Origin of the sequence: Streptomyces sp. YIM 98790, from assembly GCF_011421595.1 — a bacterium.
In the GTDB taxonomy this organism is placed as follows: Bacteria; Actinomycetota; Actinomycetes; order Streptomycetales; family Streptomycetaceae; genus Streptomyces.
The window spans coordinates 24,613-36,707 of the sequence record NZ_WTLH01000037.1; the positions used below are offsets into that span (position 1 = coordinate 24,613).

Sequence of the window (12,095 nt, forward strand, 5' to 3'; positions counted from 1 at the left end):
CGGGAAGGGGGCCCCTCTTGCCCGGTCCGCGCAAGAGGGTGGACGGTCGCCCGGCGGCTCCCGGAAACGGCAAGACGGCGATGGGACCGGTCGGCCCTGAGGTGCCCGGAGCCGGACTCGAACCGGCACGGCCACCAGGCCAGCGAGTTTTAAGCTCACCGTGTCTGCATTCCACCATCCGGGCACAGTTCCCCAGGCCGTTCCGGACATCGGTGTCCTGCCGTTACTGCTCAGAAGCTTATCGGCACGATCCGCCCGAACAGCCGCACGGCAAAACGATGTTGTCCGATTTTATGAGTTCCTGATGGCCAGTCAGTGGCTTCCGGGCAGGTGCGAGCGGGGTGCAGCGTCCCGGGCGCCCGGGACCGCCTTCGGGAATTGACGCGAAACAACCGTCCGGAGCCGACTGGTTACTTCCAGGTACGGGGCCGCAGCGGCAGACCGGAGCGACCCGATCCGGTGGTGCGCACGGCGAGCACCTGGTTGACGCCGATCTGCGCGCGCTCGAAGGCGAGCGCCGAAGCCGCCATGTAGAGCCGCCAGATCCGCGCCCGGGGCGCCCCGGCGAGCTTCACCGCCTCCTCCCAGGACTCCTCCAGATTCCGCACCCAGGCACGCAGCGTCAGCCCATAGTGTTCACGGAGTGACTCCACGTCCCGCACCTCGAACCCGGCGTCCTCCAGCACCGAGACGGTGCGGCCCACCGGGGAGAGCTCGCCGTCCGGGAACACATAGGCGTCGATGAACGGGCTGAGCCGGTAGCCCCGCTCGTCGGGCATCGGACGGCGCGCGATCTGGTGGTTGAGCAGCCGCCCGCCGGGCCGCAGCAGGCCGTACAGCTGTCCGGCGTACTCCCGGTAGCGGGCCTCGCCGACGTGTTCCGCCATGCCGATCGAGGCGATGGCGTCGTACGGGCCGTCCGCGGTCTCGCGGTAGTCCTGGACCCGGATCTCCGCCCGGTCGGCCAGGCCGGCCTCCGCGATCCGGCTGCGGGCCAGCGCGGCCTGCTCGGCGGACAGGGTGATGCCGACGGCCCGCACCCGGTACTCGCGCACCGCGTGCATCAGCAGCGAGCCCCAGCCGCAGCCCACGTCCAGCAGGCGTTCACCCTCGCGCAGCCCCAGCTTGCGGCAGACCAGGTCGAGCTTGGCGGTCTGGGCCTCGTCCAGCCCGGCCCCATCGCCCCAGTAGGCGCAGGAGTACACCATGGTCGGGCCGAGCACCCGGGCATAGAAGGCGTTGCCCACGTCGTAGTGGTGGCTGACCGCGTGCCGGTCGCGGTCCCGGCTGTGGCGCCGCCCGGTGCGGCGGCGGTTCTCCTCGCGCGGCGGGGGAGGCGGCAGCCCGGGGCCGGACAGGGCGAGCAGTTCGGCCGCGGCGGCCAGCCGCTCCCGCGTCCGCAGGGTCTGCGCGGGCGGGGCGGAACCCGGCGGCCCGGGCCGGGCGTCGGGATGGTGGCGGGAGGGTTCGCGTTCCCAGACCAGGCCGGCCAGATGCTGCAGGGCGAGATAGAGGTCGCCCTCGATGTCGAGATCGCCGGCCACCCAGGCACGGGCCAGGCCGAGTTCGCCCGGCCGGTACAGAATGCGGCGCACTGCGCGCCGGTGACGCACCACCAGCACCGGGGCGTACGGCTCGCCGCCGGCCTCGCTGCCGTCCCACGCCCGCAGCCGGAGCGGCAGCGGAGCACCGAGCAGCACGCCCGCCAGCCGGTGGAGCCGCTTCGCAAGCTCTGCCATGACCTCCAGACAACCACTCCGCGGCCGGCGGCGCAGCGCATCGGAGCCACGCGGCGGCGGAACCTGCCCCGGGCCCGCGGGCGGGCGGGAAACGCAAGAGGCCCGGCCGGGCCCCGGCGGAGCAGGGGCCCGGCCGGGCAGGAAGCGATGCGCCGGCGCCGGCGGTGGAAGCGGCAGCGGCGATGGCGGCGGCGATGGCGGCGGTGCTACACGGTGGTGCGGTCCTTGCGCTGCTCCGCGGCGGCACGCTGCTCCGCGGCGGCGGCAGCGGCGGCCGGCTTGGCGGCCTCGTAGAACTCCTCGCGCGGGTTCTCCATGGCACCCAGCGAGACCACCTCGCGCTTGAGGAACAGCGCCAGCGTCCAGTCCGCGAAGACCCGGATCTTGCGGTTCCAGGTCGGCACCGCCAGGCCGTGGTAGGTGCGGTGCATGTACCAGGCCAGCCGGCCGCGCAGCCGGATGGTCATCGGGCCGAACTTGATCATGGCCACGCCCTTGCGCAGGCCGAGACCGGCCACCGCGCCCTTGTTGGCGTGCTTGTAGTCGGCCTGCGGGAAGCCGCGCAGCGCCGCCACCACGTTGTCGCCGAGCAGCCGGGCCTGACGCAGCGCGTGCTGGGCGTTGGGCGGGCACCAGTCGCCCTCGCCCTCGACCAGGTTGGGCACCTGGGCGTTGTCCCCGGCCGCCCAGATGTAGTCGGTGCCCTTGACCTGGAGGGTGGGGTCGACGTCCACGTGGCCGCGCGGGCCGAGCGGCAGGCCGTAGTGGGCCAGGGTCGGGTTGGGCTTCACACCGGCGGTCCACACGATGGTGCCGGAGTCGACCTCGGTGCCGTCGCTGAGCACCACGTGGCCGTCCACGCAGGACTTCATGGAGGTGCCGAGCAGGATCTCCACACCGCGCTGCTTCAGGTGCTCGCGGCCCCACTCGCCGAGCTTGGGACCGACCTCGGGCAGAATCCGGTCGGCCACGTCCACCAGCAGGAAGCGCATGTCCTCGCGCCGGATGGAGGGGTAGTACCGGGCGGCGTCCCGGGCCAGGTCCTCGATCTCGCCCACGGTCTCCGCACCGGCGAAGCCGCCGCCGACGAAGACGAAGGTGAGGGCCTTGCGCCGGATGTCCGGGTCGGTGGTGGAGTCGGCCTTGTCGAACTGCTCCAGCACGTGGTTGCGCAGGCCGATGGCCTCCTCGATGCCCTTCATGCCGATGCCGTGCTCGGCCAGGCCGGGGATCGGGAAGGTACGGGAGACGGAGCCGAGGGCGACCACCAGGTGGTCGAAGGGCACCTCGTAGGCGGGACCGACCAGCGGGGCCACGGTGGCCACCCGGCGGTCCTGGTCGACGGAGGTGACCCGGCCGGTGAGGACCTCGGCCTGGGGCAGCACCCGGCGCAGCGGCACCACGACGTGGCGCGGCGAGATGCTGCCGGCCGCGGCCTCGGGCAGGAAGGGCTGGTACGTCATGTACGAGCGCGGGTCGACGACGGTGACCGTCGCCTCTCCGTAGCGCAGCTTCTTGAGAATGCGGCGCGCGGCGTAGAGGCCGACATACCCGCCACCCACGACGAGGATTCGGGGACGCTCCGTGGTGCTCATGTCTTCGAGTATCCACCCGACCGGCGGGGGGTGCTCGTGAGGGGGTTCACAAGCTTCGCGGGGTTTCTGCTACACTCCGCCGCCCGGTGGCCGGCCGGCCCGCTTCCCCGGGGTGCCACGGGCTCCGGTCCGGGTCCTGCCCCACCGGCCTGAGCTGGGCCGACACCGGGACGACAGGACGACGCAGGGTGGCGTCGGGGCGGCCGTCACCCGGATGTCACCGGCCGGGCGCACCGCCCGGCGGGCCGTCCCGCCGCCCCGGGCGGCGGAGCACGGGCCACGGGTGTGACACCAGGGGCCATGTGGCCCCGGCCTCATGTGAATAACTTCACGAAGTTTCCGGCGGGTATGTGCTCCGGTGTGTCCCGGATGTCCGTTCAGAGGGCGGCGGACCAGGCGATGCCGTCCAGGATGTCGTGTTCGCTGACCAGGAGTTCGGGCGCGCCGAGGTGCTCCATCACCTGGTCCAGGATGACCGCCCCGGCGACGATGACGTCCACCCGGCCGGGGTGGATGACCCTGCGGGCGGCCCGTTCGGCATGGCTGGAGGAGACCAGATCCGCCGTCACGGCGGCCACCTCCGGGCGGCGGAAGCGGGAGTGGTGCACGGCGGCCGCGTCGTACTCGTCCAGGTTCAGGGCCAGGGCGGCGACCGTGGTGACCGAGCCGGCCAGGCCGACCAGGGCCCGCGCCTCGTGCAGCGGCACGGTGCGCCCGGCCTCGGCGAGCCCGGCGCGCACATCCGCGGTGAGCGCGGCCAGCCGCTCCGCGGTGACGGGTTCGGCGGGCCGGCCGTCCTCTGTGAGGTGGCGCTCGGTGAGGCGGACGCAGCCGATGTCCACACTGCGCGCGGCCCGCACCCCGCCGCCCGGGGTGCCGAGCACGAACTCGGTGGAGCCGCCGCCGATGTCCACCACCAGGGTCGGGACATCGGGCGCCAGGACCGCCTCGCTGCCGGTCAGTTCCCGGGTCGCGCCGGTGAAGGACAGCCGGGCCTCCTCGTCACCGGTGATGACCTCCGGCGAGACCCCGAGGATCTCGCGCACCCCGCGGGTGAACTCGTCGCGGTTCTCGGCGTCGCGGGACGCGGAGGTGGCCACGAAACGGGTGCGCGCGGGCGGCACACCGTGCGCCCGGATGGCCTCGGCATAGGAGCGGCAGGCGGCGAAGGTGCGCTCCAGGGCCTCGGGGGCCAGCCTCCCGGTGCGGTCCACGCCCTGGCCGAGGCGGACGATCTCCATCCGCCGGTCCAGGTCGGTCAGGGTGCCGGCGGCCGGGTCCAGTTCGGCGACCAGCAGCCGGATGGAGTTGGTGCCGCAGTCGACGGCGGCGACCCGGGCGGGGCCGGCCGGTGCGGGGGCGGGGTCGGTCATGGCTGCTCCTCCTCGGGGTTCACCGGGTTCGCGGCACCGTCCGGCAACTCGTGCGCGTTTTCACGAACAGGGGGGCCGTCCGCGCCTCCGGTGCGCGCGGCGGCGGGCACACAGGGGCCCTTGCGCCACCACTCGGGCAGCAGCCCCAGCGCCTCGTCGCCCAGCGGGTTGACGCCCGGCCCGGCCGCCAGCGCGTGGGCGACCAGCACATGCAGGCACTTCACCCGGTCGGGCATGCCGCCCGCGCTGGGGAAGCCCGCCAGCACCTCGATGGCGTCCCGGCGGGCCAGGTAGTCCTCGTGCGCCCGGCGGTAGGCGGCGGCCAGCTCCGCGTCCCGGCCCAGCCGCTCGGTCATCTCCTTCATCAGCCCGCCGGACTCCAGGGTGCCGATGGCGGAGTTGGCCCGCGGGCAGGTCAGGTAGTAGGTGGTGGGGAACGGGGTGCCGTCCGGCAGGCGGGGGGCGGTCTCCACCACGTCCGGATTGCCGCAGGGGCAGCGGTGCGCGACGGCCCGCAGGCCGCGCGGCGGGCGGCCGAGCTGCTCCCGGCACGCCTCGATGTCGGCGTCGGTGGGCGGAGTCGGCTCGGTCTGCGGGGGCGGGGTTTCCATGCTGCGGACTTCTGCGCTTTCCAGATCGAGGGGCCCCGGGCGGGGGCCGCGGACCGGACGGACCGGACGGGTCGGACGGTGCGGACGGTGCGGGCGGGTCGGACGGTGCGGGCGGGTCGGACGGTGCGGGCGGGAGCGGCGGCGGAAGGGCCGCGGAGCGCGGGCGGCGCGGGCGGCCTCAGCGGGTGCGGGGGTGGTCGGCGCGGTCCACTCCGTCCCAGAGGTTGTCATACCAGGGGCGGCCGGCCGCACTCCGGTCGCTGCGGTGCCGCCCGTCCGCCCCGGCGCCGTCCTCGGCGTCCCCGGACTGCGGCATGGTGAACCCGATCTCGCCGGGACGCACGAAGTGCAGCCGGCGCCGCGCCTGCTGCTCCACATAGGCCGGGTCCTGCCAGCGGGCCTTCTCGTCCCGCAGCTCCTCCACCCGCTCCCTGGTCTCCCGCTCCTGCCGCTGCAGATCGCCGATCTCGGCGCGCTGCGCGATGTACTGCCGCAGCGGATACGCCAGCGCGACCACCAGCGTGCACACCACCAGCGCCAGCAGCGCGGCCCGGCCGGTCAGCCGGGAGCGGCGCGGCGGGCGGCGCAGCCGCCGGCTCTGCGCCCGGTAGACCCGGGCCGCGGCCTGCTCGCCCAGTACCCGAAGTCTGGTGGTCGTGGAGAACCTGCTCCGGCCCGCGGCCACACTCTCACCCCTCGCTGAGCTTGCCGAGATTGCTGCGCTCGCCGGGAGCGCGCCGGTCCCCGCCGGCCCCTCGCTCGTGCGACGCACCCGTCCCCGGCCACCGTACGGGACGGCGGCCGGGGACGGGGTGAGGACGGACAGGACCGGACGGAACCGGATTCGTCAGCCCTTGAAGCGCGGGAAGGCGCTGCGGCCGGCGTACACCGCGGCGTCGTCCAGGATCTCCTCGATGCGCAGGAGCTGGTTGTACTTGGCGACCCGCTCGGAGCGGGCGGGGGCACCGGTCTTGATCTGGCCGCAGTTGGTGGCCACGGCCAGGTCGGCGATGGTGACGTCCTCGGTCTCACCGGAGCGGTGGGACATCATGCACTTCATGCCGTTGCGCTGGGCCAGCTCCACGGCGTCCAGGGTCTCGGTCAGCGAGCCGATCTGGTTGACCTTGACCAGCAGGGCGTTGGCCGCGCCCTCGTCGATGCCGCGCTGCAGACGCTCGGGGTTGGTGACGAACAGGTCGTCGCCGACGAGCTGGACCTTGTCGCCCAGGCGGGCGGTCATGCTCTGCCAGCCCTCCCAGTCCTCCTCGTTCAGCGGGTCCTCGATGGAGACCAGCGGGTACGCCTCGACCAGCTCGGCGTAGTAGTCGATCATCTCGGCCGCGGTGCGCTGCCGGCCCTCGAAGGTGTAGACGCCGTCGCTGTGGAACTCGGTGGCGGCCACGTCCAGGGCGAGCGCGACGTCCTGGCCGGGGGTGTAGCCGGCGGCCTTGACGGCCTCCAGGATCAGGTCCAGGGCCTCGCGGTTGGAGGAGAGGTCGGGGGCGAAGCCGCCCTCGTCGCCCAGGCCGGTGGACAGGCCCCGGTCCTTCAGCACGGCCTTGAGCTTGTGGTAGATCTCGGCACCCCAGCGCAGCGCCTCGGAGAAGGACTCGGCGCCGATCGGGGCGATCATGAACTCCTGGATGTCCACGTTCGAGTCGGCGTGCGAGCCGCCGTTCAGGATGTTCATCATCGGCACCGGCAGCAGGTGCGCGTTGGGGCCGCCCAGGTAGCGGAAGAGCGGCAGGTCGGAGGATTCCGAGGCGGCGTGCGCGACCGCGAGTGAGACGCCCAGGATGGCGTTGGCGCCGAGCGAGGACTTGTCGGCGGTGGCGTCCAGGTCCAGCATCGCCTGGTCGATCAGCCGCTGCTCGGTGGCGTCGTACCCCACCAGCTCCGGGCCGATCTGCTCGATGACGGCGAGCACGGCCTTCTCCACGCCCTTGCCGTGGTACCGGTTCTCGTCCTTGTCCCGCAGCTCCAGGGCTTCGAACGCCCCGGTGGAGGCGCCGGAGGGCACGGCCGCGCGGCCGGTACTGCCGTCGTCGAGGCCGACCTCAACCTCGACGGTGGGATTTCCTCGCGAGTCGAGAATCTCCCGGGCTACGACGACGTCGATGGACGGCACGAGGTTCTCCTTCGTGTGGGTCAGTCATCAGCAGACCTGAGCCTAGCCGCCCCGGACGGGCGCCCTTGCCGTGGTGGCGTCCAAGAGGCCGCCGACGGGGTGCTCCGGAGCCGCCGGAAGGAGCGGAACCGCAGGTGGGAGCGGGGAGATCTCATTTTGTTTAAGGGCTGAAGAAAATAGGGTGTCCGGGCCTCGCCGGCCCGGGAGCCGGGCCCTCGCCGCCCAGTCGGCGAAGGCCCGGTCACCCGGTGCCGCCGCGGCCGGAACCGCTCAGAGGGTGAGCTGCTGGCCGGGGTGGATCAGGTCGGGGTTGCCGCCGATGACGTCCTTGTTGTCGGCGTAGATCTGCTGCCAGGTGGTGCCGTGCGCCTGGGCGATCTTGAACAGGGTGTCACCGGACTCGACGGTGTACAGGTCGCCGGAGGACCGCTCGGCCGGCGCCGCGGGCTCGGAGTCGACGGTCACCTCCACCTCCGCGGGGGCGGCCGGGGCGGGCTCCTCGGCCTGCTCCGCGGGGGCGGACGGCTCGGCCTGGCCGCCCGAGGTGTCGACCTCGGCGGCCGGACCGCCGGCGGTCAGACCGGCCCGGACGCTGCACACCGGCCAGGCGCCGGGGCCCTGCATGGCGAGCAGCTTCTCGGCGGTGGCGATCTGCTGGTCCTTGCTCGCCAGGTCGGCGCGCGAGGCGTACTGGGTGCCGCCGGCGGCCTCCCAGCTGGACTGCGTGAACTGCAGACCGCCGTAGAAGCCATTGCCGGTGTTGATGGACCAGTTGCCGCCGGACTCGCACTGGGCGACCGCGTCCCAGGTGGAGACGGAGGCGGCCTGAGCACTGGTGGCGCCGATGACCGGGAGGGCCACGGCTGCGCCGGCCACACCGGCGGCGGAGACGAAACGGGTGGGCTTGGAGGGACGACGGTGACGGCCCTTGCCGGAGAACAGCATGGTTGTTCCTTCTCACCGACGCCTGCGAGGTGAGCTGTCGGGTTCGGGCGGTGAGTGCCCGGCCGGGGGCGGAACGCATGAAGAAACGTTTCGCCTTTGGCTTCACCCCAAGCCGTTCCGGTTCGGCCGCGCCGTGCGGCGCTGCCGTCCCGGACCGGCGACTTACCTGGGTCCCCCGCTCCTGCCTGCGGTGCTCGCTATGAACGTGGATCTCCCCGGAGCCGGCGGCAGGACTCGGCGTTGACGGCCCGGGGCGCCCGAGAGGACGAGCGGACGCGACACTAGATCGAGCCGGATCACGATTCAAGAACGATGAAGATCGAGTCTCTGCCGCCACTTGACTCCCGCTGACCCCTATAGCCCCAGGTCAGACCCGCAATAAACGGTCAATCCGGGACGGAAACTCCGACCCGGATCGAGACGATGGTCACACTGGCGGCTCACTCCAGATTGGCGCCGCGGTACTCCGTGCGGGTTTCCCCCGACTCGCCCGAGGTGTCCTCCGGCTGCTCCTCGGGGGCGTCCACGGCGGCCTCCCCGGCCTCCCCGGCCTCCCCGGCGCTCTCCCCGGACCGGGCCGACCCGGATTCACCGCCCTTGGGCCCCGCGGAGTCTGCAGGGGCGTCAGCCGCCGCTTCCTCGGTCTTGCCCAGCGCCAGACGCTGACCCGGGAGAATATGGTCGGGATTGTCCCCGATGACCGATTCATTGGCCTCGTAGAGCGCGGTCCAGCCGCCCTCCACCTCGTTCTCGTCGGCTATGCCGCAGAGCGAGTCGCCCTCCCGCACCTCGTACTCGGCGGCCCCGGCAGCCCCGGCGGCCCCGGCGGACCCGCCCTGCGCGTCCGCCGCCTCCGCGGCGCCGGCCGCGTCCCCGGCGGCGGACCGTCCGGAGCCGCCCTCCGTGGCCGCGCCCGCCCCGGTACTCGCCCCTGTACCCGCCCCGGTGCCCGTCTCCGTGGCCATGCCCGATGCCTGCCCGTCCGTCGCGCGGTCGGCGGCCCGCTTGCCGGTGCCCGGGGCATCGGCAAGCTCGGCGTCCAGCGGATCGGGCTCGCCGCGGTGCCGGCCGCCGGAGCGGTCCGCGGACTCCTCCCGGGTCTCCTCGGACCCGGCGCCGGTCCCGGCCTCCGCCCCGGAGGGGGAGCCGGTCGCCGCGGCGTCCCCGGAGCCCCGCGTGTCCCCGGTGTCCCCGGTGTCCCCGGTGTCCCCGGCGGCCGGATCGGCGGCGGCGCCGTTCAGCAGCGCGCTGTGCTCCCGCTGCAGCCCGCTGGACAGCGCGCAGGACGGAAAGGCCGCGGTGCCCTCGGCGGCCAGGATGCGCTCCGCCACGGTGATCTGCTGACTGCGGCTGGCCAGGTCCGGACGGTCGGCCAGCTCCTCACCGCCGTACTGCTGCCAGAGGCTGAGCGGCAGCGCCAGGCCGCCGTAGTAGCCGTTGCCCTCGTTGGCGGTCCACTTGCCGCCGGACTCGCACTCGGCGACCCGGTCCCAGGTGGAGCCCTCCACCGCAACCGCCGGTCCCGCCGTCAGCAGGGGCAGGGCCACTCCTGCCACGCCTGCGCCGGTGACCCCGGCGGTGACCAGAATCTGCGGTGCCTGACGGGGGCGGCGGTGGCGCCCATTGCCGGAAAGCATGACGACCAGTGGACCCTTCTCGGATTCTCGCGGCTTCCCGCGAAGCCGCCTGACATCCCCCGCACCTGCGCACACAGCCCTCCGCAAACGGGACCGCTGCGAACAGAGTTGCGGTTGACGGCAGAAGCTAGCCTGCTCCCCCGTCCGATTACAAGCCGGTCCCGCACGCATCACGCGCAGATCACATTACTGACGGGGCATCAGTTCTCGCCGTGTGGGAGTACGTTGGTTTGCGGAGTGAAGACAACGGGTAGGGCGCGCAATCCACGCATAATCAGACCACCCCGGCGCCGCAGCTGTCCGGGCTCCACCGCCAGGCGCAGATCCGGCAGACGTCTGAACAGCGTGGTCAACGCGGTCCGTCCCTCCAGCCGCGCCAGCGGCGCGCCCAGGCAGTAATGGATGCCGTGCCCGTAGCCGAGATGCTGGCTGTCTTCGCGCAGCAGATGCAGCCGGTCCGGATCGGGGAACCGGGCCGGATCGCGGTCCGCCGCCGCCAGCACCACCAGCACCGGCTCCCCCGGCGCGATGCGCTGCCCGGCCAGGACCAGCGGCTCGGTGGCGAACCGCCAGGTGGCCAGCTCCACCGGGCCGTCCCAGCGCAGCAGTTCCTCCACGGCCGAGGCCGGCAGCCGCTCGTCCCCGGCCACCGCCGCGGCCTGGAACTGCGCCCGCTGCTCCGGGTGCGTCAGCAGCGCCAGCGCCCCGTTGCCGATCAGGTTGACCGTGGTCTCGAAACCCGCGAAGAGCAGGATGAAGGCCATGGCCGCGGCCTCCTCCTCGGTGAGGTGCTCGCCGTGGTCGGAGGCCCGGATCAGGCCGGAGATCAGATCGTCGTCCGGCTCCCGGCGCTTGCGGTGGATCAGCTCGGCGAGATAGCCGCGCATGTGCTTCACCGCGCGCTGCACCCCGCCGCGCCTGCCCGCGGTGTGCAGCATCATCCCGGCCCAGCTGCGGAACGCGTCCTGGTCCTCGCCCGGTACGCCCAGCATGTCGCAGATGGCGTAGATGGGCAGCGGGAAGGCGAAGGCGTCGATCAGGTCGGCCTCGCCGTCCGCGGCGAACCCGTCGATCAGCCGGTCGGTGAGCGCCTGCACCCGGGGCGCGAACTCGGCGACCCGCCGCGGGGTAAAAGCCTTGGAGACCAGGCGGCGCAGCCGGGTGTGGTCCGGAGGATCGATATTGAGCAGATGTGTCATGAGGTTGGCGCTGCGTTCGCCCGGAATGCCCACCCGTCCCCGGGAGTGGTCGGCCGCGCCGTGCCGGGCCGGATTCTTGCTCAGCCGGGGGTCCGCCAGCGCCTCCCGGGCCTCGGCGTAGCGGGTGACCAGCCAGGCCGACACGCCGCTGGGCAGCTCGGCCCGGTACACCGGCGCGTGCTCGCGCAGCCACGCGTAGGCCGGATAGGGGTCGTCCGCGAACTCCCGGCTGAACAGCTCAGGGACCGGCCGGTGGCCGGGACGGTGCCCGGGGCAGCCGTCAGGACGTGGTGGGGGTGCTGGTGCTGGTGCCTGCTCGCTCATCGATCCGTGACTGGTCGTCGTCGTGCCCGGCGCCGCGCCCCCCGGCGCCGGCTCCGGGGCCGCTGTCCGGGCCGGGGCCGGCGTCCGGGATGACCGCCGAGACCCGGAAGCCGCCGTCCTCGGTCGGCCCGGAGACGAAGCCGCCGCCCAGCGCGGTCACCCGCTCCCGCATGCCGACCAGGCCGTTGCCCCCGCTGGGCAGCCGGGCGCCGGGCCCGGCCCCCGCTCCGGCGCCCGCCACCGGGGCGGCGTTCTGCACCTGGACCGCTATCTCGGTCGGGCGGTGGGCCAGGCGTATCCGGGTGGCGGCACCGGCCGCGTGCTTGTGCACATTGGTCAGTGCCTCCTGGACCACCCGGTAGGCGGTGCCCTCCACCTGGGCGGCATAGCGGCGGGGGGTCCCCTCCACGGACAGCTCCACGGCCATGCCGGTGGCCCGGGACTGCTCCAGCAGCGCGGGCAGCTCGCCCAGCCGGGGCCCGCCGCCGCCCCGGCCGCGGCCGGTGCCGTCGGCCGCGGGCGCGGAGCCGTCCGCGGCCTCCGG

At 73.5% G+C, this 12,095-nt stretch carries 10 protein-coding genes, 1 tRNA gene and 1 riboswitch; all 11 genes read right to left on the bottom strand.

Going from position 1 to position 12,095, the window contains the following annotated elements; translation table 11 throughout:
• Nucleotides 1-102: 102 nt before the first annotated feature.
• Nucleotides 103-184, bottom strand: a tRNA-Leu gene (locus GQS09_RS09375).
• Nucleotides 185-410: 226 nt separating this feature from the next.
• Complete coding sequence (locus GQS09_RS09380; RefSeq protein ID WP_165985540.1) at nt 411-1,739, bottom strand: cyclopropane-fatty-acyl-phospholipid synthase family protein; 1,329 nt, start codon at nt 1,737-1,739, stop codon at nt 411-413.
• Between the two features lie 206 nt (nt 1,740-1,945).
• Complete coding sequence (locus GQS09_RS09385; protein ID WP_165985541.1) at nt 1,946-3,334, bottom strand: NAD(P)/FAD-dependent oxidoreductase; 1,389 nt, start codon at nt 3,332-3,334, stop codon at nt 1,946-1,948.
• A 377-nt stretch (nt 3,335-3,711) separates the two neighbouring features.
• A complete protein-coding gene (locus GQS09_RS09390; RefSeq protein ID WP_165985542.1) occupies nt 3,712-4,707 on the bottom strand; it encodes a Ppx/GppA phosphatase family protein in 996 nt (331 codons plus the stop codon).
• A complete protein-coding gene (locus GQS09_RS09395; RefSeq protein WP_165985543.1) occupies nt 4,704-5,318 on the bottom strand; it encodes a DUF501 domain-containing protein in 615 nt (204 codons plus the stop codon). The genes GQS09_RS09390 and GQS09_RS09395 overlap by 4 nt, the downstream gene beginning before the upstream one ends.
• Nucleotides 5,319-5,496: 178 nt before the next feature.
• Complete coding sequence (locus GQS09_RS09400) at nt 5,497-6,003, bottom strand: septum formation initiator family protein (protein WP_165985544.1); 507 nt, start codon at nt 6,001-6,003, stop codon at nt 5,497-5,499.
• A 162-nt stretch (nt 6,004-6,165) separates the two neighbouring features.
• Nucleotides 6,166-7,446 (bottom strand): phosphopyruvate hydratase, encoded by a 1,281-nt coding sequence (gene eno / locus GQS09_RS09405; RefSeq protein ID WP_165985545.1) that lies wholly within the window; start codon nt 7,444-7,446, stop codon nt 6,166-6,168.
• A 270-nt stretch (nt 7,447-7,716) separates the two neighbouring features.
• Nucleotides 7,717-8,391, bottom strand: coding sequence for a transglycosylase family protein (locus tag GQS09_RS09410; protein WP_165985546.1), 675 nt, complete (start codon nt 8,389-8,391; stop codon nt 7,717-7,719).
• Between the two features lie 4 nt (nt 8,392-8,395).
• A riboswitch (cyclic di-AMP (ydaO/yuaA leader) is annotated at nt 8,396-8,594 on the bottom strand.
• Nucleotides 8,595-8,831: 237 nt separating this feature from the next.
• Nucleotides 8,832-10,028 carry a transglycosylase family protein gene (locus tag GQS09_RS09415; protein ID WP_165985547.1) on the bottom strand — a complete coding sequence of 399 codons (1,197 nt, stop codon included), beginning with the start codon at nt 10,026-10,028 and terminating at the stop codon, nt 8,832-8,834.
• Nucleotides 10,029-10,228: 200 nt separating this feature from the next.
• Nucleotides 10,229-11,551: a cytochrome P450 gene (locus GQS09_RS09420; RefSeq protein WP_165985548.1), complete on the bottom strand. Its 1,323-nt coding sequence runs from the start codon at nt 11,549-11,551 to the stop codon at nt 10,229-10,231.
• Nucleotides 11,508-12,095: sensor histidine kinase (locus GQS09_RS09425; RefSeq protein ID WP_399552463.1), on the bottom strand; the 588-nt coding region annotated here is incomplete at its 5' end. The genes GQS09_RS09425 and GQS09_RS09420, both read right to left, overlap by 44 nt.

Excerpts from the sequence above, each read along its gene's own strand:
- GQS09_RS09420 (WP_165985548.1), bottom strand. The coding sequence starts at position 11,551 with ATGAGCGAGCAGGCACCAGCACCAGCACCCCCACCACGTCCTGACGGC.
- GQS09_RS09385 (WP_165985541.1), bottom strand. The coding sequence starts at position 3,334 with ATGAGCACCACGGAGCGTCCCCGAATCCTCGTCGTGGGTGGCGGGTAT.
- GQS09_RS09390 (WP_165985542.1), bottom strand. The coding sequence starts at position 4,707 with ATGACCGACCCCGCCCCCGCACCGGCCGGCCCCGCCCGGGTCGCCGCC.
- GQS09_RS09415 (WP_165985547.1), bottom strand. The coding sequence starts at position 10,028 with ATGCTTTCCGGCAATGGGCGCCACCGCCGCCCCCGTCAGGCACCGCAG.
- GQS09_RS09380 (WP_165985540.1), bottom strand. The coding sequence starts at position 1,739 with ATGGCAGAGCTTGCGAAGCGGCTCCACCGGCTGGCGGGCGTGCTGCTC.
- GQS09_RS09410 (WP_165985546.1), bottom strand. The coding sequence starts at position 8,391 with ATGCTGTTCTCCGGCAAGGGCCGTCACCGTCGTCCCTCCAAGCCCACC.
- GQS09_RS09395 (WP_165985543.1), bottom strand. The coding sequence starts at position 5,318 with ATGGAAACCCCGCCCCCGCAGACCGAGCCGACTCCGCCCACCGACGCC.